The 25666-nt window shown below is 52.1% G+C and carries 24 protein-coding genes and 1 other annotated feature; all 24 genes read left to right on the forward strand.

Going from position 1 to position 25666, the window contains the following annotated elements:
- Window positions 1-123 precede the first annotated feature (123 nt).
- The 24 genes from ACI3EW_RS06945 to larA all read left to right on the forward strand — a co-directional run bounded on the left by ACI3EW_RS06945 (window position 124) and on the right by larA (window position 25619).
- Window positions 124-3696 carry a DUF5717 family protein gene (locus tag ACI3EW_RS06945; protein ID WP_118531744.1) on the forward strand — a complete coding sequence of 1191 codons (3573 nt, stop codon included), beginning with the start codon at window positions 124-126 and terminating at the stop codon, window positions 3694-3696.
- A 13-nt stretch (window positions 3697-3709) separates the two neighbouring features.
- On the forward strand, window positions 3710-4936 hold the full coding sequence (locus ACI3EW_RS06950; protein ID WP_118531741.1) for a DUF5716 family protein: 1227 nt from the start codon (window positions 3710-3712) through the stop codon (window positions 4934-4936).
- Window positions 4933-5742 (forward strand): hypothetical protein, encoded by an 810-nt coding sequence (locus ACI3EW_RS06955; RefSeq protein ID WP_118320898.1) that lies wholly within the window; start codon window positions 4933-4935, stop codon window positions 5740-5742. Before ACI3EW_RS06950 ends, ACI3EW_RS06955 begins: the two co-directional genes overlap by 4 nt.
- Before the next feature lie 186 nt (window positions 5743-5928).
- Window positions 5929-6164: a binding site (T-box leader), on the forward strand.
- Between the two features lie 91 nt (window positions 6165-6255).
- On the forward strand, window positions 6256-6465 hold the full coding sequence (locus ACI3EW_RS06960) for a DUF6472 family protein (protein ID WP_021906052.1): 210 nt from the start codon (window positions 6256-6258) through the stop codon (window positions 6463-6465).
- Between the two features lie 20 nt (window positions 6466-6485).
- On the forward strand, window positions 6486-9137 hold the full coding sequence (locus tag ACI3EW_RS06965) for a valine--tRNA ligase (protein WP_118531737.1): 2652 nt from the start codon (window positions 6486-6488) through the stop codon (window positions 9135-9137).
- Between the two features lie 313 nt (window positions 9138-9450).
- Window positions 9451-10821 (forward strand): bifunctional folylpolyglutamate synthase/dihydrofolate synthase, encoded by a 1371-nt coding sequence (locus tag ACI3EW_RS06970; protein ID WP_182426805.1) that lies wholly within the window; start codon window positions 9451-9453, stop codon window positions 10819-10821.
- A gap of 88 nt (window positions 10822-10909) precedes the next feature.
- Window positions 10910-11053, forward strand: a complete 144-nt coding sequence (locus ACI3EW_RS06975; RefSeq protein WP_015554816.1) for a hypothetical protein — start codon at window positions 10910-10912, stop codon at window positions 11051-11053.
- A 3-nt stretch (window positions 11054-11056) separates the two neighbouring features.
- Window positions 11057-12361 (forward strand): tetratricopeptide repeat protein, encoded by a 1305-nt coding sequence (locus ACI3EW_RS06980; protein WP_329752020.1) that lies wholly within the window; start codon window positions 11057-11059, stop codon window positions 12359-12361.
- Between the two features lie 104 nt (window positions 12362-12465).
- The gene (locus ACI3EW_RS06985) at window positions 12466-12807 is read left to right on the forward strand and encodes an anti-sigma factor antagonist (protein WP_405581541.1); all 342 of its coding nucleotides are present in this window, start codon (window positions 12466-12468) and stop codon (window positions 12805-12807) included.
- A 65-nt stretch (window positions 12808-12872) separates the two neighbouring features.
- Window positions 12873-13286 carry an anti-sigma F factor gene (gene spoIIAB / locus ACI3EW_RS06990; protein ID WP_118297118.1) on the forward strand — a complete coding sequence of 138 codons (414 nt, stop codon included), beginning with the start codon at window positions 12873-12875 and terminating at the stop codon, window positions 13284-13286.
- A 4-nt stretch (window positions 13287-13290) separates the two neighbouring features.
- Window positions 13291-14013 (forward strand): SigB/SigF/SigG family RNA polymerase sigma factor, encoded by a 723-nt coding sequence (locus ACI3EW_RS06995; RefSeq protein ID WP_215702818.1) that lies wholly within the window; start codon window positions 13291-13293, stop codon window positions 14011-14013.
- A 217-nt stretch (window positions 14014-14230) separates the two neighbouring features.
- Entirely contained in the window at window positions 14231-14455 is a 225-nt protein-coding gene (locus ACI3EW_RS07000; protein WP_118531721.1) for a hypothetical protein, read from the forward strand.
- Window positions 14452-15084, forward strand: coding sequence for a stage V sporulation protein AA (locus ACI3EW_RS07005; protein WP_118296827.1), 633 nt, complete (start codon window positions 14452-14454; stop codon window positions 15082-15084). Before ACI3EW_RS07000 ends, ACI3EW_RS07005 begins: the two co-directional genes overlap by 4 nt.
- Window positions 15074-15496, forward strand: coding sequence for a stage V sporulation protein AB (locus tag ACI3EW_RS07010; RefSeq protein ID WP_118296825.1), 423 nt, complete (start codon window positions 15074-15076; stop codon window positions 15494-15496). Before ACI3EW_RS07005 ends, ACI3EW_RS07010 begins: the two co-directional genes overlap by 11 nt.
- A gap of 134 nt (window positions 15497-15630) precedes the next feature.
- Complete coding sequence (spoVAC, locus tag ACI3EW_RS07015; RefSeq protein ID WP_118531716.1) at window positions 15631-16071, forward strand: stage V sporulation protein AC; 441 nt, start codon at window positions 15631-15633, stop codon at window positions 16069-16071.
- Between the two features lie 181 nt (window positions 16072-16252).
- Window positions 16253-17251 (forward strand): DUF362 domain-containing protein, encoded by a 999-nt coding sequence (locus tag ACI3EW_RS07020; RefSeq protein ID WP_243022297.1) that lies wholly within the window; start codon window positions 16253-16255, stop codon window positions 17249-17251.
- 159 nt (window positions 17252-17410) lie between these two features.
- Window positions 17411-17542, forward strand: a complete 132-nt coding sequence (locus tag ACI3EW_RS07025; RefSeq protein ID WP_275950579.1) for a hypothetical protein — start codon at window positions 17411-17413, stop codon at window positions 17540-17542.
- Window position 17543: 1 nt separating this feature from the next.
- A complete protein-coding gene (locus ACI3EW_RS07030) occupies window positions 17544-18593 on the forward strand; it encodes a stage V sporulation protein AD (RefSeq protein ID WP_118531712.1) in 1050 nt (349 codons plus the stop codon).
- A 120-nt stretch (window positions 18594-18713) separates the two neighbouring features.
- Window positions 18714-19070, forward strand: coding sequence for a SpoVA/SpoVAEb family sporulation membrane protein (locus ACI3EW_RS07035; protein WP_118320933.1), 357 nt, complete (start codon window positions 18714-18716; stop codon window positions 19068-19070).
- A gap of 407 nt (window positions 19071-19477) precedes the next feature.
- Entirely contained in the window at window positions 19478-20656 is a 1179-nt protein-coding gene (locus tag ACI3EW_RS07040; protein WP_118531710.1) for a PucR family transcriptional regulator, read from the forward strand.
- Between the two features lie 264 nt (window positions 20657-20920).
- Window positions 20921-22150, forward strand: coding sequence for a hydantoinase/carbamoylase family amidase (locus ACI3EW_RS07045; protein WP_118531708.1), 1230 nt, complete (start codon window positions 20921-20923; stop codon window positions 22148-22150).
- A 178-nt stretch (window positions 22151-22328) separates the two neighbouring features.
- The gene (thrH, locus tag ACI3EW_RS07050) at window positions 22329-22934 is read left to right on the forward strand and encodes a bifunctional phosphoserine phosphatase/homoserine phosphotransferase ThrH (protein WP_118513444.1); all 606 of its coding nucleotides are present in this window, start codon (window positions 22329-22331) and stop codon (window positions 22932-22934) included.
- A 296-nt stretch (window positions 22935-23230) separates the two neighbouring features.
- Entirely contained in the window at window positions 23231-23899 is a 669-nt protein-coding gene (locus ACI3EW_RS07055) for a FadR/GntR family transcriptional regulator (protein WP_118531914.1), read from the forward strand.
- Between the two features lie 427 nt (window positions 23900-24326).
- Window positions 24327-25619 (forward strand): nickel-dependent lactate racemase, encoded by a 1293-nt coding sequence (gene larA, locus ACI3EW_RS07060; protein ID WP_118531912.1) that lies wholly within the window; start codon window positions 24327-24329, stop codon window positions 25617-25619.
- Window positions 25620-25666: the final 47 nt, after the last annotated feature.

The following is a 25666-nucleotide window of genomic DNA, read 5'->3' on the forward strand; positions in this document are numbered from 1 at the left end:
AAATTGTAGTGAATTTGAACGGAAAATGTGCTATGATGATACCACGAATATTTCAGCAGATCGCAAAAGCGCGGGGCGCAGAGCGATCGGGTATCGGATAATGAATTTAAGGTGAATGAATATATGAGAGAACGGATCATGCGCCTTTCCAGAGGAATCGTGGACGCGGAGACGCCGAAGCTGTTCCTTGAACCTGCGAAGGTCGAGGAGACTCTGGGGAGCGATACAGTTTATAAAAGAGAACTATACCTGGCAAGCGAGAATAATTTGTATATCAAAGGTCTTGCCTACTCAAGCCACAGCCGTGTAAGGATCTTAAAGAGTGCCTTCGGAGGCTTAAGAAACCATATTGTCTACGAGGTCGACACCTCCTGGTGCGAGAACGGAGACCTGATCAGGGGAAACTTCACGCTTGTCACGAACAGCGGAGAACTGGAGGTCCCTTTTCTTTTTCGTGTCGAGATGATCGAGTCCGTCCGTGTCCTGTCAACCCTGAAGACGATGGAAGACTTTGTGGAGCTGGCAAAAAGAGATATGGATCTGGCGCTGCGACTTATGGAGTACCGGGATTTTACGGAAGCGCCGTTCTTTAAGGACCTGAAGATCCGCACGATCTATGAGGGATTGAAGGGACATGGAAACCGCCAGAATGCATTGGAAGAGTTCTTCCTGGCAGCAGGCGTGAAGGAGCCGATCGAACTGACTCTTTCGACGGCGAAAAAGGTCTACGACAGACCGAAGGATATCGTGAGCGATAAAGTAGTCCTCCGGAAGAACACCTGGGGATATATCTATATGGAAGTCCGTGCTGACGGTGATTTCATCGAGATCCCGAAAAAAGTCATCACTCAGGCGGATTTTGAGGATGACCGTCTGGATCTCCGCTTCCGGATCCATCCGGAGCGGATGCACCGCGGAAAGAACCTGGGTGCGATCCGTCTTCTCACGGTCCACGGAGATACGGTGATCCGGATCGAGGCGATGGGAGAGGAACCGGAGAAAAAGCGCGCCGAGGGCGAGATCAGCAAGGCCGGTGTCTGCCGGTATATGAAACTCCGCGAAGCTTATGAGAGCGGACTTTACGACAAAAAACTCGTTCTCGGAAAGATCCAGAATGAGCTGGATGCGATCCGCGGCGCAAACGGCGGTTCCGTGATCCTGTCCTTACTCCAGGCGGAGACGTATCTGGATGCGGGAAGACCGGATCAGGCAGCGTTATGCCTGGATGATTCCTGGGAGACGGTCGCGGCTCTGAGAGACCGTCTCGGAACACTTTACTGCTACTATCAGTACCTTCAGTACCGGTTGGAGCCGGATGAGGAGAAAAAGGACGCGGTGATCCGCCTGTTCCGGAAGAAACTGGAGGATGCCAACGGAAGATTTTATCTGCAGCTTTTACAGCTGAAAATGATGCCGGAGATGTATGAGGAGGAGGAAGCGCTCGCGGAGAGCTTTAAGATGCAGTATAAGAACGGCTGCCGCAGCCCGTTCCTCTATATCGAGACGATCCGGCTTTTCGGGAAGAACCCGGAGCTTTTAAAGACGATGGATGTCTTTGAGATCCACGCTCTCTACTACGGGGCGATGAACGGACTTGTGGGGGAGGAACTGGCGGAGCGGATCTGTGCGCTGGCGCCGGGGGCGAAATTCTTCCACCGCCTGTATTACAGACTGCTCGCAAAGCTTTATGAAAAGTATCCGACGAAGGAGATGCTGACTGCGGTATGCTGTCTCCTGATCAAGGGAAATGTCCGCGGAAAAGAGAGCTTTTCGTGGTATGAAAAGGGGATCAGCCAGGAGATCAGTCTCACGAGGATCTATGAATATTTCCTCTATGCGCTTCCGGATTCCTACGAGCAGATGATGCCGCGCCAGGTCCTTTTATACTTCTCCTACGAGAGCGCCCACCTGGACCAGAAGAGCCGGGCGGCTCTCTACGCGAACGTGGCTGCCTATATTCCTCAGGATGATCCGCTCTATAAAAAATACGAGCGCGAGATGGAAAAGTTTGCCATGGAGCAGCTTTTCGAGTCCCGGATCAATAAGAGACTCGCGGTGATCTACAAACATATCATCTACCGGGACATCATCGATGAACAGGTGGCGCGGGTCTTACCGGGGATCTTAAAGGCGAACCGGATCCGGGTCAAAGATTCGGCGATGAAATATGTGATCGTCTCCAACGAGATCCTGACCGGCGAGGACGCTTACCCACTGCAGGACCAGACGGCCTATGTGCCGCTGTTTTTTGAGGACAGTGTGATCATGTTCCAGGATACCTTCGGAAACAGGTATCTGGACGTGGAATATACGAAAGAACCGGTTCTCGACGAGAAAGAACTGGAAGAAAAATGCTTTGAGATGTATCCGGAGCACCCGATGTTAAAGATGAAGGCGTGCCTGGAGATCATGAAGAAAAAAGATCTCGATAAAGAGGATGTGACTGAGCTCGAGACGGCTCTGGACAACCTCCCGGTGAAACCTGCCTATCAGCAGAAGATGCTGACGAGGATCATTTCCTATTACCGCGCGGCTCTCTCAGGCGATGATGAGGTGATGGACGCGGAGGGCGGTGCGTACCTCTTAAAACTTGATAAAAAGACACTCTCCAGACCGGAGCGTGTGGATGTCTGCGAGACGCTGATCGTCCAGAGTTACATGGTCCAGGCCTACGAGATGATCAAAGAGTTCGGCGAGGAGCAGATCCGCGTGAAACGGCTTGCGGCCCTTGTATCCCAGCTGATCCTGGACCGGATGTTCGAGGAGGATGAGCTGCTTCTCCACCTCGCGGGCCGCGTATTCGCGGACGGTCACGGAGACAGCGTGATCCTTGATTATCTCTGTGAACATTATAACGGCAGCGGCGAATCCATGTACCGGATCCTTGCGGAGGCTGTGAAGACCCATGTGGAGACATACGATCTGGAGGAGCGCCTGCTTGCCCAGTACCTGTTCTCCGGCTGTGAGAAACATATGGACACGGTATTTGATCTCTATGCGTCGAGAAAAGAGACCAGCGATGTGATTGTGAAGGCGTACTTTACGGTGAAGTGTACGGAGTATTTTCTGCGGGATGTCGTCCCGGGGGATAAAGTGTTTGCGTACCTGGAAGGCGCAATCCATGGGATGGAGCTTCGGAAAGTCCCGGAAATCTATCTTCTGGCACTGGCAAAATTCTACTCTGGCCAGGCATCCATCTCCGAGGAGCAGAAAGAGCTTCTCTCCCGGATGATGGATATTCTCTCCGCACGCGGCATGGTATTTGCGTGGTATAAGGATCTGGCGAGATATGTGGAAATGCCGGGCGAAGTCATGGACAAGGAGATCATTGAGTACCATGGACGGCCGGACGGAAGACCGATCTTAAAGATCCGGATCCTGCCGGATGAGGAAGAGTTCCATGAGGAAGAGATGAACATGGTCTATAAGGGGATCTATGTGCGTCAGAAGCTCTTATTTGACGGCGAGATCATGGAATACGAGATCTGGGAGAATGAGGACGGAACGATGGTGAAGAAGGCGGAGGGCGAAGTGACCTGCAGCGAACCGGCGACCGGGGACAAAGGCAACCGCTTTACGGCTCTGAATTCCATGAATCTCTATCTCGGAATGAAGGATGACCGGAAATTGAAAGAAAGCATGACAGAATATGTGACGGACAGTCAGATCGCGAAAAAACTGTTCCGTCTGGCGTAACGAGGACAAAGGAATGGAGAAACTGATCATTGGCATCGACCTCTGCGATAACTACACCCAGGCAGCTGTCCTGGGGCGTGAGGATGCGTGGATGCTCCCGACCGTCATCTGCAGAAAGAAGGCTGCGGAAGAGTGGTATGTGGGGGAAGATGCGTACAAATATACGCTGGTGGGCGAGGGAGTCATCGTTGACAAGCTCCTGAGCCTGGCGGCAAAAGAAGGAACGTCCACTATCGGAGGCGTGAAATACGGCGGAATGGAGCTGCTGCAGAGATTCCTGGGCAGCATCCTCGCCATGGTCCGGGCAGAGTACGGCGGGCAGAAGATCGACGAGCTGGTCATCAGCCTGAAAAACATGGAGATGAAGCTTTTAGAAGGTCTTACGGCCAGCGTGGAGGCCCTAGGCGTTCCGAAGGGATGCATCCATATCGCAAGCCACACGGAATGTTTTGTCCACTATGTGTTAAACCAGAGGAGAGACGTCTGGGGAGGCCAGGTGGGGATGTTCTCCCTGTCGGATGAAGATCTGCGCTACTATGAACTGAAGGTCACGAGAGGACCCCGCCAGATGACGGCCATGGCGGAGCACGAGGAGCTGGAAGAGGGCTTTAGCCTGAGCGTCCTGGATACAGGCTCCGGGGCAAAGATGGCGGATAAGATCCTCTGCGCCTGCGGGGAGCGTTTTCTGCAGAAAAAGATCTTTTCCTCGATCTTCCTGACGGGAAAAGGCTTTGCGAGAACAGACTGGGCGCCGGAATTCATGAAACAGATCTGCAACAGGAGAAGAGTCTTTGTGGAGACGGCTCTCTTTGCGAAGGGCGCTGCCATGAAGGCGGAGGAATACTTAAACGAGAGCGATTCCCCGTCATTTGTCTGCCTCTGTGAGGGCAAATTATGGTCCACGGTCTCCATGGAGGTCATGAAGCGGGACGCGAAGTCGGAGCTCGTCCTGGCATCTGCCGGTGAGAGCTGGTATGAGGCGAGAAGTGTGGTCGAAGTGATCCCGGACGGGGAACGTGCGATCACGTTTACGATCACGCCGCAGCAGGAGCCGAAAAAGAAACGCCAGGTGAAGGTTGCCCTTGACGGATTCCCGGAGCGTCCGAATAAGACGACGAAGATCCGGGTGGCTGTCGGCTTCATCGATGAGAAGACGATGGTGGTCAAGCTCACAGACCAGGGATTCGGGGAGCTGTTCCCGAAGACGGACGCGGTGGTCCGCCAGGAGGTGACGTTATGAGTCTGATTCTCTGCAGACAGGAGCCTGTGAAGATTCCTCTTTATATCGAAGATCTTGGGATCCATATCTATTCTTCCCAGGAGCTCTGCTATGTGATCTACAATAACCCGCTGCTGGTTCTGGAGGACTTTATCGACAGCCGCCTCACGGAGTTCCTCCGGAGTGAGCTGCGCATGCCGTTCCTCGCGGAGAAGATCGAAAAATGGATGGAGAGCCGCGGTGCGACGGAGGAGATCCTGTATCTGATCCTTCAGGAGTGCAACTATTATTCCCCGAAGGAGCAGGCTGCTTACCGTCAGACGGTAAACGGATTAAAGAAACTCACGGAGGAAGAATACAAGAAACGCCGTGCGGATTATTTTTACGGTCTTGATCTCTTCGGAAAAGCAGTCACGATCTACGAGCAGATCTTAGACGGGGCAGGACGCCATCTCTCCGGGGATTTCCGCGGGAAAGTCTGGAACAACATTGCAGCCTGCTATGCGAAGCTTTTCTGCTACCAGAAGGCGATGCATGCCTACGAGAACGCCTGGAATGCAAAGGCGGAGGCGGAGTATGTGAAGCGCATGTACTTCCTCACGGCGCTGAATCCGGAGCTTAAATTAAAAGATAAGTTCCAGGAGATGATCGGGGAGGATGACAAGGAAGTCTGGGATCAGGAAGTGAAGGAGGCAAGGGAAGAGGCGGAAAAAGCGCCGGAGACCTTAAAACTTGCCGCTGTGTTCGAGAAAGACCCGGCTGGCCGGATCGCGGCGGCGGGGGATGTGCTGAACCGCTGGAAGATGGAATACAGGAGAATGCTGTAAGATCATTTTCACGGGCAGAAGTTTTTGGACCGGAAAATCCTGTGTGATACAGGGACAGTGGTGGATTTTGCTGACTTTTTCCTTGACATTTTATCAGGATTCTACTATATTAGGAAAGAGCAGTCGGAAAATATTTGCGGCTGTGAAGCGAACCGGATGAAAGAAAGAGCCGGTCTGGGAAACAAGTGAAAAGCTGGGAAGAAGAGGAGTACATTTTTTGCGCCTCCAGAGAGAACTGTCCATTGGCTGGAAGACGGTTTGGGAATGCGGAAATGGAAGGTAGCTTCGGAGCCGGAGCAGTGAACGGAAAGTAGCTGTTCCCGGGGAGAAACCTCGTTAAGAACAAATGAGATACTGTCTGAAGGATCGGAAGGTCCTGGGGATGGTGAATAAAGGTGGTAACGCGGTGATTCGCCCTTTGCATGAATGTGCAGAGGGCGTTTTTGTTTTAGCGGGAAAGTCCGGCAGGATTTCCGGAAAAACAAAAGGCACCGGCAACAGGAGTACAAAACGATGACAAAGAAAGATTCCAAACAGAAAAAAGTACAAATCACAAACTGCGAGACCTGCGCCTTTTACACATATGATGAAGAGTATGGCTACTACGTCTGCGAGGCGGATCTGGACGAGGACGAGATGTCTGCGTTCCTTCGGGGAAGTGATTTTTCCTGCGGGTTCTACCAGCTTGATGATGAATATGCCATCGTAAGAAAACAGATGTAGAAAAGAATAAGGAGAAGACCATGAAAGAACTGGAAAAGACCTACAATCCGGCGGACATTGAAGACCGCCTGTACCAGAAATGGCTGGACAACAAGTATTTCCATGCAGATGCGGAGAGAGGAAGACGTGAGGGCAAGAAGCCGTTCACGATCGTAATGCCGCCGCCAAACATCACAGGACAGCTTCATATGGGACACGCTCTTGACAACACGATGCAGGATATCCTGATCCGTTACAAGAGAATGCAGGGCTACGAGGCACTCTGGCAGCCGGGTACTGACCACGCAGCCATCGCTACCGAGGTCAAGGTTATCGACAAGTTAAAGAAAGAGGGCATCAACAAGAACGACCTCGGACGTGAGGGATTCTTAAAAGAGGCCTGGAAGTGGAAAGAGGAGTACGGCACAAGGATCATCAAGCAGCTCCACAAACTCGGTTCCTCCGCGGATTGGGACAGAGAGCGCTTCACGATGGACGCAGGCTGTTCTGAGGCTGTTTTAGAAGTGTTTACACGCCTTTATGAAAAAGGATATATCTACAAAGGATCCAGGATCATCAACTGGTGCCCGGTCTGCAAGACATCCATCTCCGACGCTGAGGTTGAGCACAAGGAGCAGGACGGCTTCTTCTGGCACATCAACTACCCGATCGTAGGCGAAGAGGGAAGATTCGTTGAGATTGCGACGACAAGACCGGAGACACTGCTCGGCGATACTGCCGTTGCCGTAAACCCGGAGGACGAGCGTTACAAAGATATCATCGGAAAGATGTTAAAGCTTCCGCTCACAGACCGCGAGATTCCGGTGATCGCTGACGAGTATGTAGATAAGGAATTCGGAACCGGCTGCGTAAAGATCACACCGGCCCACGACCCGAATGACTTTGAGGTTGGAAAACGCCACAACCTGGAAGAGATCTGCATCATGAACGATGACGCGACCATCAATGTTCCGGGCAAATACTTCGGCATGGACCGCTATGAGGCGAGAAAAGCCATGGTCGAGGACTTAAAGGAAATGGGTCTTCTCGTAAAAATCGTTCCGCACAGCCACAATGTTGGTACCCACGACCGCTGCGGCACAACCGTAGAGCCGATGGTAAAACCGCAGTGGTTCGTAAAGATGGACGAGATGGCAAAACCGGCCATCGAGGCTTTAAAGAGCGGCAAATTAAGATTCGTTCCGGAGAGCTTCGGTAAGACATATCTCCACTGGCTCGAGGGAATCCGCGACTGGTGTATCTCCAGACAGCTCTGGTGGGGCCACAGAATCCCGGCTTACTACTGTGAAGAGTGCGGTGAGATGACGGTTGCGAAGATGATGCCTGAGAAGTGCCCGAAATGCGGCTGCACACATTTAAAGCAGGATGAGGACACCCTCGATACCTGGTTCTCCTCCGCGTTATGGCCGTTCTCCACACTCGGCTGGCCGAAGGAGACCGACGAGATGAAGTATTTCTATCCGACAGACGTTCTCGTCACCGGATACGACATCATCTTCTTCTGGGTCATCCGTATGGTATTCTCGGGACTTGAGCAGACAGGCGAGTGCCCGTTCAATACCGTCCTGATCCACGGTCTTGTCCGTGACTCCCAGGGACGCAAGATGAGTAAGTCCTTAGGAAACGGTATCGACCCGTTAGAGGTGATCGACAAGTACGGCGCGGATGCTCTCCGTATGACGCTTATGACAGGAAACGCACCGGGCAACGACATGCGTTTCTACTGGGAGAGAGTCGAGGCCAGCAGAAACTTCGCAAACAAGGTATGGAACGCGAGCCGTTTCATCATGATGAATATCGAGAAGGCACCGGCAGGCGAGGCGAAGCTCAGTGACCTTACGGCAGCAGATAAATGGATCCTCTCCAAGGTCAATGATCTTGCGAAGGAAGTTACGGAAAACATGGACAAGTACGAGCTCGGAATTGCCCTCCAGAAGGTTTACGATTTCGTTTGGGAGGAGTTCTGTGACTGGTACATCGAGATGGTAAAACCGCGTCTCTGGAACGATGAGGACCAGACGAAGGCAGCGGCGATCTGGACATTAAAGACAGTCCTGATCAATTCCTTAAAGCTTTTACATCCGTTCATGCCGTTTATCACGGAAGAGATCTTCTGCAATTTACAGGATGAGGAGCCGTCCATCATGATCTCCTCCTGGCCGGTATATAAGGAAGAGTGGAATTTCGCCGAGGATGAGCATGCAGTCGAGGTCATCAAGGAGGCTGTCCGCGCGATCCGTAATGTGCGCACATCCATGAACGTTCCGCCGAGCAGAAAGGCGAAGGTGTTCGTTGTGACTGAGGATGCTGATCTCACAAAGATTTTTGAGAACAGCCGTGTATTCTTCAGTACGCTTGCTTCTGCGAATGAGGTTGTGATCCAGAAGGATAAGACAGGAATCGGCGAGGATGCTGTATCCGCAGTGATCCCGAAGGCAGCGATCTATATGCCGTTTGCGGAGCTTGTTGATATCGAGAAGGAGACGGAGCGCCTGAAGAAGGAAGAGGAGCGTCTTACGAAGGAGCTTGCGCGTGTAAACGGAATGCTTGCGAATGAGAAGTTTGTGAGCAAGGCGCCGCAGGCGAAGATCGATGAGGAGAGAGCGAAGCTTCAGAAGTATACAGAGATGATGGAGCAGGTGAAAACTCGGTTGGCGCAGCTTGGAAAGTAAGTGATAGCGCGAAAGTGCTGATGATATAGGGGCAGCCGCAGGTGTTTATTACCTGTGGCTGTTCTGTTTTGAAGGGAAGGTTGTCTGAGAGGTTGGCGGAAGTACGCGGTGAGCGTCCGGACAGGAGTGCCCGGGGATGCGGGGATGGTTCCTCTAAGCTCCCGGGCGCTTTGCTCGGTGATGGCGGTGAATGTCCATGTGTGGTGAGTTTTGCTGGAATGCGTCGAATTGTTCCGATATGTTTGGGTTGCAAAACGCAGGAGAAACGGGTATCATATGTGGGAGAAGCAGGTCACGACGAGGAGGAGTTTTCTTGGAGTACATAACGATGCAGGACGCGTGGGATCAGATCGAGGCAATCCCGGGGTATGCGAGGAAGAAGAGCGGGATCCCGAAGATACGGGAGTTTCTCGGGCTTTTGGGCGATCCGGACCGGGAGTTTCAGGTGATCCATGTTGCCGGGACGAACGGAAAGGGTTCGGTTTGTGCTTTTTTGACATCAATGCTCTGCGAAGCGGGAATCCCGTGCGGAACGTTTGTTTCGCCGCATCTGGTGGATATCCGGGAGCGGTTTCTGATCGGCGGGGTGATGGTCCCGGAGGCGGATTTTGTAAGGGCGTTTCTGGAGGTGCAGGCTGTATGTGAGAAATGGACTGCGCGGGGAGAGGTTCATCCTACCTACTTTGAGTTTTTGTTTTACATGGGACTTTGTATTTTCCGGAATGCCGGTGTGAGGGTTCTGGTCCTGGAGACGGGAATGGGAGGTACATATGATGTGACGAACGTGGTGGAGGATCCGCTTGTTTCGGTCATCACGTCCATCAGCATCGATCACACGGCGTTTCTGGGATCGACGATCGCGGAGATCGCTGCGCACAAGGCGGGGATCATAAAGCGGGGCCATCCTGTGGTATATGACTGCAGTTCTCCGGAGGCGGCAGCGGTGATTTCTGCGAAGGCTGAGGAGCTGGGAGTACAAAAGTTTCCTGTGACGCCGGAGACGGCAGGTCGCGGGATCCGAACCCGTCTCGCGGGTATGGAGGCTGATGAGGCTGCCCGGCTGGACAGAAATCTGTTGGAGCTGTCTTACCGCGGCAGAGAGGTACCGTTTGAGATCCCGTTTGAGGCGCCTTACCAGTTTATGAACGCGGCGCTGGCGATCCGGGCGTTAGATGTCTCGGGACTTCCGGTGACGCCGGAGCAGGCGAAGGCGGGGGTTCGGAAAGCAAAATGGCCCGCGCGGATGGAACAGATCTGTCCGGGCGTATACCTTGACGGGGCGCACAATGAAGATGGGATCCGGGCGTTCCTGGATGCGGCCTGCAGGCTGAAGAAATTGCGGGATCCGGATCATGTGAGGATCCTGTTTGCGGTCTCCGCGGACAAGAAGTACCCGGAGATGCTGGCAGAGATCAGAGAGCGTCTGCAGCCGGATTTCTGGATCCTTGCGAAGATGGAGTCCCATCGGACGCTTTCCGTCAGGGAACTGGAGGAGGCGGCAAAAGTGCTTGCCGATCAGGAATGCGGGAAAAAAACGGAAATCCTGGTTTGTCCGGATGTGAAAGAGGCGTTAAACCGTCTGTTCCGCATTCACGGGGAACATGATCTGACTTTGATCGCCGGATCGCTGTATCTGGCGGGGGAAGTGAAGGAGTGTTTCGGGAACTCAGGCAGAGAAAAGTGATAACGGATGCCGCGGAAGATACGAAAGCGGCAGCAGGAGCGGCGGTCTCGTGCATGGAACAGACTGCAGCGATAAAGGAGATACAGATATGATCAATTTTGAAGAAGAGATCGAGCGTTTTAAACCGAGTCTGGAGGTCGAGGCGGTCAGCGATGCGATCGTAAAGAGTGACCTCACAGATATGGCTGACATCATGATGGACATCATGAAGGATATCAAGAAGGAAAAGTAATATATGGATGAAATGCAGAAGATCCAGTACGCGGCGAACAGCTATTATAACCGTGGTCTGGAAATGGCAAAGGAGAGAAACCTTTCCGGGGCGGCGAGATTTTTAAAGCGTGCCCTGCAGTTTAATAAATACCACACGGATGCCAGAAACCTTCTGGGACTCATCTTTTACGAGATGGGGGAGACGTCGGATGCGCTGATCCAGTGGGTCATCAGCATCAATCTCCAGCCGGACAACAACCGCGCGGACCATTACCTTGATGAGGTGCAGAGAAAGCCGGGACAGCTGGAGATCGCGAGCCAGATGGTGAAGAAATTCAACCAGGCACTGTTTTATGCGCAGAATGACAGCGATGATCTCGCTGTCCTGCAGTTAAAGAGGATCGTCGATGAGAAGCCGAATTTCGTGAAGGCGCATCTGCTCCTCGCGCTCCTCTACATGGAGCACGGCGATTATGTGAAGGCGGGAAAGTCCCTGGTCAAGGTGCTCCAGATCGACAACAACAACGAGAAGGCCACCCGGTACATGGAGTATGTAAAAGAGCATACCGGAAAGGCGGAGGTGGAAAAGAGAAAGCTGAAAAATGCGTTCTCCCACCGGGAAATGCAGGATGATGATGTGATCCTGCCGCCGACTTATAAGGAGAATACGGGCTGGCAGTCGATCATCAATATCGGTATCGGTCTTGTCCTGGGCGCGGTCATGGTCGTATTCCTCATCATGCCGGCGAGAGAGCGGGCGCTCAATTATGAACATAATCAGGAGATGCAGTCCTACACGGATAAGCTGAATCTCGCAAACCAGGAGACGGACAAGTTAAAGCTCCAGGTTGAGGATTACCAGAAGCAGAAGGAGGACGCGGAAGGTCAGTTAAATGACCTGAAGGGGGATTCAGGAAGCACGGTAAACCAGTATGCGACACTCGCAAAGATCCTCGATGCGTACCGAAAAGGGGACATGAACACGGCGGTTTTAAGCTATGTGGACATGGATCAGTCGAAGATCACGGATGACAGTTCTGTGGCGATCTTAAATGAGATCAAAGCGGACATGGACACAAATGCCCCGGCGGTCCTTATGGCGGCGGCTGCTCAGTCCACAGCTGCCGGTGACTATGACACAGCGCTCCACTATTATGAAAAATACATGGAGATCGACGACAAGAACCCGGAAGTCATCTACGACATGGGCATGGTGTACAAGTCAAAGGGCGACACCGACAATGCGAACCAGATGTTCGGACAGGTCATCATGAACTTTGCGGATTCGGAGTTTGCGGAGAAGGCGAAGACGGAGCGGGGATACTAGAAATCAAATAAAAATGATCAAGAGACTTTACAGAAGAAAAGCTGTGAGGTCTCTTTTTGTTTGGCCGGAAATAATCAGATTATAGAAAAGGAGAGGAAGAACATATGGAAGATTCATTTGTATACGAGGCGAAAGGTCCGACACTCATCATTCATCTGCCGAAGGAGTTTGACCACCATAACTGCAGGAATCTGCGTTATGAGACAGATCTTCTGATGGCGGAAAATTATGTCTCCAGGATCATCTTTGATTTTACGCGGACGCGGTTTATGGACAGCTCCGGCATCGGAGTCCTCTTAAACTGCTACAAGCAGATGAAGGCGGGGCACACAAGCTTTTACGGCGCCTGCCCGCAGGTCATGCGCGTTCTGAAGGTTGCGGGGATCCTAGGACTGATGCACCAGTATGAGTCAAAGGAAGAAGCGATCTACAGCAGGGAGGTATAGGGATGGAGACGACGGTGAAGAATGTGCAGAATGGGAAAGGCGAGGAGACGGCGGCGTGTGAGACGATGGAACTCGTGATGGAGAGCCGGTCCGAGAATGAGGAGTTTGCGAGAGTTGTCGCGGCTGTCTTTGCGAGCCGCCTGGATCCGACCCTGGAAGAGCTGGATGACATCAAAACGGCAGTCTCGGAGGCGGTAACGAATGCGGTGATCCACGGATACCGGGGCGGGAAAGGGAAAATAACTCTCGCTGCGACAGCATGGGAGAAAGAGCGGCTGTTTTCCGTGACAGTCCGGGACGAGGGCGTCGGGATCGCGGATGTGGAGCAGGCGATGGAGCCGATGTTCACGACATGCCCGGAGGACGGTCGGTCCGGCATGGGATTTTCCTTCATGGAGGCGTTTATGGACCAGGTGGAGGTCGTCTCCGCGCCGGGAAAGGGAACCTCCGTCACGATGAAAAAGAAGATCGGCAGGTGACGAGATGGCGGACACTGCGGAACTTTTAAAATGTTCACACGCAGGGGATAAAGAGGCGAGAGACCGGCTCGTTATGGAGAATGCAGGACTTGTCTGGAGTATTGTAAAGAGGTTTGCGGGCCGTGGAACGGAAGTGGAAGATCTGTTCCAGATCGGAAATATCGGGCTCATGAAGGCCATTGACCGGTTTGACACAGAGCTTGGCGTCCGGTTTTCAACGTATGCGGTGCCGATGATCCTCGGGGAGATCCGCCGGTTTCTCCGCGACGACGGCATGATCAAGGTCAGCAGGCCGTTAAAGGAGCTTGCCGGGAAGGTCGGAGCGGCGAGAGAGAAGCTGGAAGCGGATCTCGGGCGGGAGCCGACCGTGGAGGAACTTGCAAAGTCCGTGGGGGCGAGCCGTGAGGAGGTGGCGGCATCCATGGAAGCCGGGGCGAGAGTCGGCTCCATCTATGAACCGTTTGATCCCGGGGACGGGACCGGCGGCTGTCTGGCCGATAAGATCGCGGAAAAGACATCGGAGAACGACCGCGTCCTGGACAGGATCGTTTTGTCAGAGCTTCTCTCTGACCTCGGGGAGCGGGAACAGCAGCTCATAAAGCTGCGCTATTTTGAAAACCAGACCCAGACTGCAATCGCATCCCGACTTGGAATTTCACAGGTTCAGGTGTCACGGCTGGAGAAGAAGATCCTGCGGGAGATGCGGGAGAGGATGATGGGGGAGTGATCTCGATACCCCCCAAAAAAGTGCCGAATAGTGCCGATAAAATGCCGGATAGTGAACAAGAACGACAGATTTATAAATATGTGCTGGAAAATGAGATACAAAAACTTAGGTTAAGACAGAAAAAAATCAGGCCGCAAATAAAACCTTGCATAAAACCATTCCATCCTGCGCATCCTTCTCCTGACAGAAAAGTTTGGATGAAAAGGTGGAATGTGAAATGAAACCGTTGAAAGACTATGTGGAGATTATTTTTGCGGTGCTGGCGCTGGCGGTTCTGGTATTTGTGTTCTGGTATTTTCTTGTGGCGGTTCCGGCGAAACATGCGGAGCAGTCCGGGACGTTTGTGATGGTTCCGGGGGCGGAAGCTCCAGTCCGGAAAGGGAGTGTCACAGGGATCTTAAAGACACTTGAGGACGTGGAAAGAAAGCCGTGGAAGGCATGAGCAGTACGACTGTCTACTTAAAAATCCCTCAGGTGAAAGAGGTTTACGAGACAGAAGTGTATCTGGGGATGATCGCAGATGTCCACAGCAGCGACAGGGCTGCGGAGGCGAAGGCGAAAGCCGTGAAGGTCACCTCATTTTCCGGAGAGGGAAAGGAGGCGGCCTATGTCGGAAACGTCATGGATCTTGTGGAAAAGATCGAGAAGGCCGGGCAGAATATCCAGGTGGACAATCTCGGAGAAACAGATTTTGTTGTCACATACCGGGCGAAAAGGAGGAAAAGCCGCCTCTGGGAGTGGATGAAGACGGGACTTGTCTCTGCGGTGGCTTTTTTCGGGGCAGCATTTGCGATCATGACCTTCAACAATGACGCCAATGTGACGGATGTATTCGCGAAGCTCTACGAGATGGTCATTGGGACACGGGCGGACGGGCCGACGATCCTCGAGGCATCTTACTCCGTAGGACTTGCAGTGGGAATCCTGCTGTTTTTCAATCATTTTGCATCCTGGAAGATCACGGTGGATCCGACTCCGATCGAGGTGGAGATGCGCCTGTACGAGGAAAACCTGAATAAGACGCTGATCAAAAACGGCGGGAGAAAGGAGTCGGGGATCGATGTATCTTAGACTTGGACTCCTGGCGTTTGCGGGTCTCGGAGCGGGTGCTGTCATCGCGGCCGGAATCTTTGCCTTTCTTGCGATCATCGGTGTTTTTCCGCGGCTCATCGGTGTGACGCACACGGCAGAACATGTGCTGCTCTATGAGACACTGCTGATCCTCGGGGGAGTATGGGGAAATCTGGCGGATCTCTACCGTGTACCGTTTCCGTTTCCTGGGAGAATCGTGCTTGTAATATGCGGCATGTCTGTGGGGATCTTTGTCGGTTGTCTCGTGATGTCACTTGCGGAGACGTTAAAGGCGCTCCCTGTTTTAAACAGACGGATCCGGCTTGCGGTGGGACTTCAGTATGTGATCCTGGCTGTGGCAGCGGGGAAAGCGTTTGGGGCAGCAGTGTATTTTATAAGAGATTTCGGATAATGAAAAGCTGCTTTCGGGCAGCAAAAAGCCCATGGCTGCAGAGAAATCCTGCAAAGTGCCTGTCAGTCTGTGCCGGTTGAAATTCTGCGCCGGAGTGTATGTGTGTCTGAGTTGAAAATTATGAGGTGAAACTTATGGAGATCGACAAAAAAGAATACGGAAACTATGTAAAGCAGGTGACGCCGGTCCACAACACCTGGAAAAATCTCTGGCGCGCATTCCTGGTCGGCGGACTGATCTGCATGCTGGGGCAGATTCTGACTTCTGTCTATATGTCTTTCGGTATCGAAAAAGAGAGCGCTGCATCATGGACAACCTTAAGTCTCATCGGACTCAGCGTGATCCTCACGGGAACCCATATATACCAGAAAATCGTAAAATTCGGCGGTGCCGGAGCGCTCGTTCCGATCACCGGTTTTGCAAATTCGGTGGTTTCGCCGGCAATCGAATATAAGGCGGAGGGCCATGTCTTCGGGATCGGCTGCAAGATCTTTACGATCGCCGGACCGGTGATCCTCTATGGGGTCTTTGCGAGCTGGGTACTCGGAATGGTGAAATTTTTCTGGAGATTCTAGGAAAATTCGGATCTTATACAGTCGAACGGTCTCTTCGTATGCTTTTGTATTTTACAATATTTTAGCTAAAAAGTCCTTGACTTAAACCTAAGTTTAAGTTTTATAATCATATCAGAAAATGAACTTATGCGGCTGTGTAAAAGAACAGCCGCAAACTTTTTATCACAAAAAGGAGGACATTGTGGCACAGAAAATTTTACCGGGAACCGGCGGAGAACATTATATTCCATATGAAGAGAGAACGGGGGAGGAGTCTGTTGTATACTTTACAAGAGATCTCTCCCCGGAAGGTCTGAGAAAGATCTACGAGCGCGTCAATGAGAAGATCGAGGGAAAGATCGGGATCAAGCTCCACACAGGCGAGAAGAACGGTCCGAATATCATCCCGCATACATGGGTGAAGGAACTGGTCGAGAAGGATCTTCCGGATGCAGCGATCGTGGAGACGAATACATATTATGAGGGAGACCGCTATACGACAGAACAGCACAGAGAGACTTTAAAGGTCAATGGCTGGACATTCTGCCCGGTGGATATCCTGGATGAGAACGGAACGACGATGTTCCCGGTAAAGGGCGGAAAATGGTTTACCGAGATGTCTGTGGGAAAAGATCTTGCAGATTATGATTCCCTGGTTGTCCTGACTCACTTTAAAGGTCACACGATGGGCGGTTTCGGCGGTTCCAATAAGAATATCGGGATCGGCTGTGCGGACGGACGGATCGGAAAGGGAATGATCCATACAGTAGAGGGTTCCGACAATATGTGGAGCATCAGCATGGAAGAGCTTATGGAGCGCATCGCGGAATCCACGAAATCAGTTGTGGACCATTTCGGTGAACACATCACATTCGTGAATGTTCTCCGCAACATGTCCGTATCCTGTGACTGTGAAGGATGTGCGGCTGCTCCGGTCGTAACACCGAACATCGGAATTGTTGCGTCCCGCGATATCCTTGCCGCGGATCAGGCTTCCGTGGACCTTGTGTACGCATTAAAGGAAGATCAGCATAAAGATCTCGTAGAGCGCATGGAGACCCGCCATGGTCTTCGCCAGCTTTCCTATATGAAGGAACTCCACATGGGCAACGACAAGTATAAACTCATCGATATCGATGATGAGGACCATGAGATCATTCCGAAGGAAGCAGTCAAAGATGTAAAGCCGTTTGAGGGCTGATCGTAACGCGCGAAACGCAGATATGGAAATAAAATATGGAAATGAAAAAGATGCTGAAATTCAGAGAGTGCTGGATTTCCGCATCTTTTTTTTCATTTTGGGGAAGATATCGGTATCAAACATTTGCATGCTGTCACAGTGTACGGAAACTTCTTGACCATGAATGGCAACGGGAAAACCGGAGCAGCAGATCATATGGGAGAAGTTGCGGAACGGTTGTTTGGCTATGAGCAGGCAGCGAAAGCGGATTGCAAATATCCGCTGAGAAATAAAAGACAGGAGCAGGAATGAAATGAAAGGAAAAACAGGAGAAGGAAAAAAACAGCGGGGTCGGGCGAGCATTGTATTTGAAACTCCGCCAGTGATTACCGCCGCAGCTTCAACCGTGGGAAAGAAGGAGGGGGACGGGCCGTTGGGGACATGTTTTGACCGGGTGGAGCTGGATCCCATGCTGGGGAAGAAAACGTGGGAGGAGGCGGAGAGCGAGCTTCAGAGCAGGACTGCGGGGCTTGTGATCGAAAAGAGCGGGCTTTCCAGGGAGGAGATCCGGTACTCGTTTGCGGGCGATCTTCTGGCTCAGCTCATTGCGACGTCGTTCGGGAATGTGAATCTGGAGATCCCGATGTTCGGACTTTACGGGGCCTGTTCCACGATGGGAGAAGGACTGGGGCTGGGTGCCATGTGCGTGGAGGGCGGATTCGCAGACCATGTGCTCGTGAGCGCGTCCAGCCATTTTGCCTCGGCGGAAAAGCAGTTCCGGTTTCCGTTGGAGTATGGGAATCAGCGGCCGTATTCGGCGACATGGACGGTGACAGGCTGCGGTGCGGTGATCCTATCTTCCGGGAGTTATCGGGGAGAGGAGCCGCCGCTTGCGAAGATCACGGCGGTGACGACCGGAAAGATCGTGGACATGGATTTTCATGATTCCATGAACATGGGCGCGGCGATGGCGATGGCGGCGCTCGATACGATCGTCAGGAATTTCCGGGATCTCGGGGTGGATGAGACGCATTATGATCAGATCATCACCGGTGATCTCGGGACTGTCGGAAGGAGACTTCTTCTCGATTATCTCATGCAGGCGGGATACCGGATCGAGAGCCGATATATGGACTGCGGGATTGAGATGTTTTCACCGGAGGAGCAGGATACCCACGCCGGAGGAAGCGGCTGCGGGTGTTCGGCTGCGGTATTGTGCGGATATATTCTGCCGAAGATCCGGAGCGGGGAGTGGAAGCGGGTGCTGTTTCTGCCTACGGGAGCGCTGCTTTCGACGGTGAGTTTTAATGAGGGGAAGAGTGTGCCGGGGATCGCGCATGCGGTGGTGCTGGAGGTGTCGTAGCTTGTGCCGGTGGCTGTGCGGCTGAAGGTAGTGTTCACTGCGCGCAGTAGTAGCTATGAGGTTGAAAATAACTGCTGGAGATTTTTATATTAGAGAATTATATCAGGAGAAGGTGCCACTATGGAATATATAAAAGCGTTTGTGGTCGGTGGATTGATCTGCATGCTGGTGCAGATCCTGATGGAAAAGACAAAGATGATGCCGGGGAGAATCATGGTGTTGCTGGTGGTCAGCGGGAGTGTTCTGGGATTCCTTGGCGTTTATGAGCCGTTTGCAGAGTGGGCGGGGGCCGGAGCGACGGTTCCGCTTTTAGGGTTTGGGAATACGCTGTGGAAAGGCGTTGTGAAGGCGATGAGCGAGGATGGTGTGCTGGGAGTCTTTAAGGGAGGATTTACGGCGAGTGCGGTCGGGATCAGCGGGGCGCTGGTGTTTGGGTATCTGGGGGCGATCGTGTTTCGGCCGGGGATGAAGGAATAGGGGGGTACGCGGCGGGGAGACTCCGGGCGCGGACGCTTGGTGGATTCCGGAATCAGGCGGTCCGTGCCCGGAGTCTCCCCGCCGCTGTGTATTGGCATGGGTGGGCTGTTTTTGCCCTGGAAGGGCAAAAAGGCGCGGATGTTTGGAATGTGGGGAGATGAGGAGGTATGATAGATGATTTTGCACAGTAAAGGATGTTTCTTCTCCAGGGGATAAAGAGTGATGGCGGCATGTAAAAATACATGGAATCTTTTGCGAATACACGTTATAATCATACATTATGAGAATACTGGTCAGTGTTGCCGGAGCGGAGGAAGATGGATGGCTCATGGAGGGGATGCTGTATGTGGGGAGTCTATCGTATGGATATGGTGTGGGATGACTGACAGGAGGAGACAGGATCGTTTATGGCGAAGGTGAGTGATGTTTTGAAGCTTCCGGTCATGCGGGGAGTGCGTGTCCTTGCAGGGGAAGCGGGGCTTTCTGGGAAAGTGGAGCATGTGACGGTGATGGAGGTTCCGGAGATCAGGCAGTGGTTGAAGGGGAATGATTTTCTGATCACGAGTTTTTATTCTGTGAGGAAGAGAGAGGAGGAGCAGTGTGCGCTGATCCGGGAGGTCGCGGACATTTGCTGTTGTATCGCGGTGAAGACGGGGCCGTATGTGGCGTGTATCTCAGATCGTGTGCGGGAAGAGGCGGATGAAGTGGGGCTGCCGATCCTGGAGTTGCCGGAAGCTCTTCCTTATATTGATATTATCGTGAACGTGATGAACCTGATCTTTGAGGAGGAAGGAAATTCGGCGATCCTGGAGAAGTATGTGAAGGATATTCTATACGAGAATTACAGTGACAGGGTCCTGATGGCGGAGCGCGGGAGACTTTTTGGGATGGATGTGGAGCATGACTGGTTTGCGGCGGTCGTGATCAATTTTAGGAAGATGGTCGTGCCGGACGAGCAGGATTGGAAGGGGATCCGTTTTCTTGCCAGAGCGGTTCTTGGACTCTTTAGGGAGAGAACGGAGATCACGGAGTGTATCCGGATCCCGTTAAAGAAGGGATATCTTCTCCTGGCAGAGGGAGAGACGGAGGACAAGGTCAGGACGGTCCTTGCGGATCTGTTTACGGAGGAGAAGATCCGGGAACTCTGGGATGCCGGGGCGGACCGGATCGTCTGTGCGGCCGGATCGGTCCGGAGAGGTCTTACCGGGATCCGGGATACATACAGCGATGCGTTTCAGGCGATCCGGGTCCAGAGAAAGCTCTGGCCGGAGACGAGTGTCTGTCAGTATGAAAAAGTCCGGGCATTCTGTGCGCTTCAGGAGTTTTTTGAGTCCGGAAAGGGAAAAACATTTGAAGAAATCTTAAAACCTGTGGAGAGTCAGGAGTTCCTCGATACACTTGCAACTTATTTTAGCTGTTCCGGAAACCTCGATCAGGCAGCGGAACTTCTCCATGCACATAAGAATACCGTGAAATACCGCCTGGGGCGGATCCAGGCGCTCACGGGGCTGGATCTTAAGAAACCGGAGGACAATTTTATGATCTATATGGCGGTACTGGCGTGGAAGCTGGGAGCGGGGGTATAGCAGTATAGAATGCAGGGTTCTTTCTTGGTTTACATGACTTTGATTCCCTGAAAATGAAAAACGGAAAACCATGATCCGGGTGGAAGGCGTTGTTTGTCTGTAACGCCAAAAACAATCCTCTTTTTTTGTCGTAATACACATATGATTCTGAGTATTTTGCGTTTATAATGATATTATCAGAAAAAACATACTGGAAATCTGTTTCCTGAAGGAGAACAGGCGGACAGTTACGATAAACATGAGCATACGCAGGAGGAAGCGCATATGAAGCATAAACCCAAGGATATTCAGTACTGTGAAAGACTGTTTCAGAGTTTTTATGAGATCGGGAGCACGCCGCAGGGAGGTGTGACAAGACTTGGCTATACGGAGACGGAGGACGCGATGCATGAGGTCTTCAAAGGACTCGGCAGGGAACTCGGCGGATCGATCCATACGGATGAGGTCGGAAATACTTATGTGGCCAATACGGATGAGATGGGGTATACGCTGATCGGTTCGCATCTCGATTCCGTAATCGACGGCGGCCGCTATGACGGCGTCGCGGGTGTGATCGCGGGACTTATGGTGATGAAGTGGGCGAAGGAGGACGGTCTCCGGATCCCGCTGCGAGTCGGTGCATTCCGCTGTGAGGAGTCGAGCAATTTCGGCTGCTGTACGATCGGAAGCGGACTGATCACGAAGGAAGTCTACAAGCAGGATATCGGACATCTGACTGCGAAAAACGGGGAGACTCTGGAGCAGATCTTTGCCAGCCGCGGTCTGAACCTTCATCCGAAACAGATATCCGGTGTGGGGCGTTATCTGGAACTCCATATCGAGCAGGGAAAGGTCCTCGAGGAATATCAGACGGAGGTCGGGATCGTCGGCACGGTCGCGGGACCGATCCGGTACCGGGTGTATTTGAGAGGAATGGCGGAACATTCCGGAGCGACGCCGATGGACATGAGGAGTGACGCGCTGTGTACGGCGGCGGAGATTATCCTGGAGTTAGAAAAGATCGGAAAGCAGGAATCTGCGTACCAGTCCGTTGCGACCGTCGGCGTGATCCAGAATTATCCGAACGTTTTAAATGTGATCCCGGGACGTGTAGAGATCGGCGTGGACATGCGCGGGATCGATCAGGACAGCTTAAACTGCATGGAACGGAATTTCAAGGCCGCTGTGCGGGAAAGCTGCAAAAAGCGCGGCGTTGAGTATGTGGCGGAAAAGATCAACAGCATCCCGCCGATCAGGATGAGCTCCGAGGTGGAAGACGGCCTGGAACAGGCGGCAAAGAAGCTCGGGATCTCGAGCCGGAGAATGCCGAGCGGTGCCGGCCATGATTCCATGTCTTTTGCAGATATCTGCGACACCGGCATGGTATTCATCCCGTGTCGTGGCGGAATTTCCCATAACCCATCCGAGCACACAGAAATTTCAAGTATCTGTGACGGGGCGCGGGTGATGTATGAATATCTGAAAACAGTCGCCGGTTTGCAGGGACAGGAATAGGCAGTGAGTTTGAGTGTGGTGCCTTCGGGTACATGCAGGAGAAAAATTCGGTGCACAATGAAATTCCGGGTGAAATTCTGTGGACACGATCAGAAAGCAGTTCTGGATTTTTACAGTGGATGATGGTATAATATCTGCATTGCGACATAGAAGTACGATCAATGAGGAGGAACTGATTATGGATATCGTGTGTCTTGACCTGGAAGGAGTTCTCGTGCCGGAGATCTGGATCGCATTCGCGGAGGAGAGCGGGATCCCGGAGCTTAAGAAAACGACGAGAGATGAGCCGGATTATGATAAATTGATGAACTGGAGACTTGGAATTTTAAAGGAACACGGTCTTGGTCTGAAGGAGATCCAGGAGACGATCGCAAAGATCGACCCGCTCCCGGGCGCGAAAGAGTTTTTGGACAAGCTTCGTGAGATGGGACAGGTTATCATCATCAGTGACACCTTCACGCAGTTTGCAAAGCCGCTGATGAAAAAACTCGGCTGGCCGACGATCTTCTGCAACTCTCTGGAGGTTGCCCCGGACGGAACGATCACAGGGTTTAAAATGCGGATCGAGAAGTCGAAGTATACGACGGTAAAGGCGCTCCAGTCGATCGGATTTGAGACGATCGCGAGCGGCGACAGCTACAATGACCTCGGAATGATCGAAGCGAGCAAGGCGGGATTCTTATTCCGCAGCACGGAGCAGATCAAAAAGGATCACCCGGAGCTTGCGGCATATGAGACATATGACGAATTATTTGATGCGATCAAAAAGGCAATGGAAGCGTAATAACGGAAAGGCGTGAAAGACTACAGCCGGTACATGATACCGGCTGCAGCTTTCAATTATCATGTATCCGAAAGGAGTTGCCGGCGGCTGCGAAGGACATACGAATGTGCCATGGCACATTCCTTTTTTCTATCCTGAAGAGGAAAAATTCCGTTACTTTTAGCGGGTAGGAATTTTCTGAACTGAAAATTCCGTATGATACCAATGGGGTCGCGGATTTTGCCGATTCGGAATGCGGAGCGTGAAAGGCATGACGGTTCCGGACAGGAAATGATTTGGGGAAAGGATCAGAAACGATGGAGAAATCCTATGAAAAAGTCATTGAATATGTAAAGAAAGGGATCGGAAGCGGAGAGATCCAGGCGGGAGAAAAACTTCTTCCGGAGCGGGAGCTCGCCCAGAAACTGGAGATCAGCCGCAACTCTGCAAGAGAAGGACTCCGGATCCTGGAGAACATGGGAGTCCTGGAGAGCCAGCAGGGAGCCGGGAATTATGTCTCCGGAAATTTTGATGAGATCCTCGCGGAGATGCTCTCATTCATGTTCATCTTAAAAAAGATCGATGTGGATAAGATCACGGAATTCCGGTCCACCCTGGAATGGGGAGCGCTTGAGAGCGGGGTCCGTCAGGCAACCGCGGAGCAGCGCGAAAAAATGATGACATATCTGGAAAACCTGGAGAATGCTGAGACGGAGGAGGAGCGTGTCCGCTGGGACAAGGCGATCCACTATCTTCTGATCGAGGCGGGCGGGAATCTCTGCATGATCGCGAACTATAAAGCACTCAATAAGATCATGGATGAGTATATCCCGAAGATGCGCGGAAAGATTATCGAAGGAATGCACAGCGAACAGTTTTTGAGCCGTGCGCACCGGACGCTGGCGGAAGGTTTTGCGGAAGGAAATATCGAGAAGGCACGAGAGGGACTGAAACTCCATTTTCATTATATTTATCAGTATATGTAAGGAGCAGGAGAGAACCGGAATCAGGAATCGTAAACGATTCAGAGGAACTGGAAAGAGATCCGGCCTGCAGAGCACGGAGAAAGAAAAGAGGAGCAGACTTCCTGAGATTGACAAAAATCAGACAATCTGTGCGAAATTCATGCAAAGAAAAACAAAATGTCTTGACAAAAATACAAGACAGCGCTATCCTTGTATCAGAAAAAATACACTGCTTATGAGAGCAGTTATTTTTTAAGACTAATTGGTTCTACCAATAAGAGGCAAAGAAACAACAATGTGCGCATAGTAAAAACAAATGTTCACATTGTTTTAAAAGCAATATGATTGGTACTACCAATAAAAAACGATGATCGATATGATCAAAAAGATAGCAGGAAAAGGACAGGAAAGACAGGAAACGACATTTCATGTCAGACTGGAGGGGAATATGGCAAACATCACACTTCCGTACGGAAGAGAGAACAAGACGGTCTGTATTCCGGACGAGCGGCTGCGGGGGATCCTGGTTTCCGGAGCGCATGGATACCATGCAGAGAAACAGGAGCGCGAGATCGTGAGGGATGCGATGGAGCACCCGATCGGATCACCTCGTCTGAGAGAACTTGCGAAGGGAAAAGACAACATCGTCCTGATCGCAAGTGACCACACGAGACCGGTCCCGAGCAAAGTGATTTTTCCGGAAATGTTAAAGGAGATCAAGGAAGGCAATCCGAATGCGAAATTAACAGTTCTGATCGCGACAGGTTTCCACAGGGAGACCACGAGAGAGGAGCTGGCAGATAAGTTCGGTGAGGAATATCTGGACCGCGACGATATCCGCTTTGTGGTACATAAAAGCCACAACAAAGAGGAGATGAAGGAGATGGGAGTTCTCCCGTCCGGCGGGATCTTAAAGGTCAACCGGATCGCTGCGGAGGCGGATCTTCTGATCTCGGAGGGCTTTATCGAACCGCATTTCTTTGCCGGATTTTCCGGAGGGCGAAAGAGCATTCTTCCGGGAGTTTCCAGTGCGGAGACGGTCATGGCAAACCACTGCTCCAAATTTATCGATAGTCCGAATGCAAGAACGGGAATCCTTGATGGAAATCCGATCCACAAAGATATGGTATTTGCGGCAAAGACCCTGAAGCTTGCCTTCATCGTCAATGTGGTCCTCGATGAGAACAAGAAAGTCATCCGGGCGTATGCCGGGGACTTCGATCAGGCACACAGAGAAGGATGCCGCTTCGTCGATAAACTTTCCGGAGTTGACGCGATCCCGGCAGACATCGTGATCTCCACAAACGGAGGTTACCCGCTCGACCAGAACATTTACCAGTCGGTAAAGGGAATGACGGCTGCGGAGGCCACCTGCAATCCGGGCGGAGTGATCATCATGGTCGCAGAGTGCGGACAGGGTCACGGCGGTCAGTCTCTCTATGACACCTTTGCAGGCGGAAGAGACAAAAATGAGATTATGAAGCAGTTTCTCGACACACCGATGGAGAAGACGATCCCGGATCAGTGGGAAGCACAGATCCTGTGCAGGATCCTTTTAAAACACAAGGTGATCATGGTGACCGGTGCACCGGAATCCATGGTGCGGGATATGCAGATGGATTACGCGGAAAGTGTGGAGAAAGCGATCCGGATGGCGGATGCGTACCTTGGCAAAACGGATGCGGGGATCACCGTGATCCCGGACGGGGTATCCGTGATCGTGAGAAACACGAAAAAATAGAAAGACAGCAATACGGAATGACTGAAAATTTAGGATATGAGAAGAGG

It is taken from the genome of Pilosibacter rotomagensis (assembly GCF_045062245.2).
Taxonomy (GTDB): Bacteria; Bacillota; Clostridia; order Lachnospirales; family Lachnospiraceae; genus Pilosibacter.

Bases quoted from the DNA above. Each gene is read 5' to 3' on its own strand.
- ACI3EW_RS06945 (WP_118531744.1), top strand. From the start codon at position 124: ATGAGAGAACGGATCATGCGCCTTTCCAGAGGAATCGTGGACGCGGAG.
- ACI3EW_RS06950 (WP_118531741.1), top strand. From the start codon at position 3,710: ATGGAGAAACTGATCATTGGCATCGACCTCTGCGATAACTACACCCAG.
- ACI3EW_RS06955 (WP_118320898.1), top strand. From the start codon at position 4,933: ATGAGTCTGATTCTCTGCAGACAGGAGCCTGTGAAGATTCCTCTTTAT.
- ACI3EW_RS06960 (WP_021906052.1), top strand. From the start codon at position 6,256: ATGACAAAGAAAGATTCCAAACAGAAAAAAGTACAAATCACAAACTGC.
- ACI3EW_RS06965 (WP_118531737.1), top strand. From the start codon at position 6,486: ATGAAAGAACTGGAAAAGACCTACAATCCGGCGGACATTGAAGACCGC.
- ACI3EW_RS06975 (WP_015554816.1), top strand. From the start codon at position 10,910: ATGATCAATTTTGAAGAAGAGATCGAGCGTTTTAAACCGAGTCTGGAG.
- ACI3EW_RS06980 (WP_329752020.1), top strand. From the start codon at position 11,057: ATGGATGAAATGCAGAAGATCCAGTACGCGGCGAACAGCTATTATAAC.
- ACI3EW_RS06985 (WP_405581541.1), top strand. From the start codon at position 12,466: ATGGAAGATTCATTTGTATACGAGGCGAAAGGTCCGACACTCATCATT.
- spoIIAB (WP_118297118.1), top strand. From the start codon at position 12,873: ATGGAACTCGTGATGGAGAGCCGGTCCGAGAATGAGGAGTTTGCGAGA.
- ACI3EW_RS06995 (WP_215702818.1), top strand. From the start codon at position 13,291: ATGGCGGACACTGCGGAACTTTTAAAATGTTCACACGCAGGGGATAAA.
- ACI3EW_RS07000 (WP_118531721.1), top strand. From the start codon at position 14,231: ATGAAACCGTTGAAAGACTATGTGGAGATTATTTTTGCGGTGCTGGCG.
- ACI3EW_RS07005 (WP_118296827.1), top strand. From the start codon at position 14,452: ATGAGCAGTACGACTGTCTACTTAAAAATCCCTCAGGTGAAAGAGGTT.
- ACI3EW_RS07010 (WP_118296825.1), top strand. From the start codon at position 15,074: ATGTATCTTAGACTTGGACTCCTGGCGTTTGCGGGTCTCGGAGCGGGT.
- spoVAC (WP_118531716.1), top strand. From the start codon at position 15,631: ATGGAGATCGACAAAAAAGAATACGGAAACTATGTAAAGCAGGTGACG.
- ACI3EW_RS07025 (WP_275950579.1), top strand. From the start codon at position 17,411: ATGAATGGCAACGGGAAAACCGGAGCAGCAGATCATATGGGAGAAGTT.
- ACI3EW_RS07030 (WP_118531712.1), top strand. From the start codon at position 17,544: ATGAAAGGAAAAACAGGAGAAGGAAAAAAACAGCGGGGTCGGGCGAGC.
- ACI3EW_RS07035 (WP_118320933.1), top strand. From the start codon at position 18,714: ATGGAATATATAAAAGCGTTTGTGGTCGGTGGATTGATCTGCATGCTG.
- ACI3EW_RS07040 (WP_118531710.1), top strand. From the start codon at position 19,478: ATGGCGAAGGTGAGTGATGTTTTGAAGCTTCCGGTCATGCGGGGAGTG.
- ACI3EW_RS07045 (WP_118531708.1), top strand. From the start codon at position 20,921: ATGAAGCATAAACCCAAGGATATTCAGTACTGTGAAAGACTGTTTCAG.
- thrH (WP_118513444.1), top strand. From the start codon at position 22,329: ATGGATATCGTGTGTCTTGACCTGGAAGGAGTTCTCGTGCCGGAGATC.
- ACI3EW_RS07055 (WP_118531914.1), top strand. From the start codon at position 23,231: ATGGAGAAATCCTATGAAAAAGTCATTGAATATGTAAAGAAAGGGATC.
- larA (WP_118531912.1), top strand. From the start codon at position 24,327: ATGGCAAACATCACACTTCCGTACGGAAGAGAGAACAAGACGGTCTGT.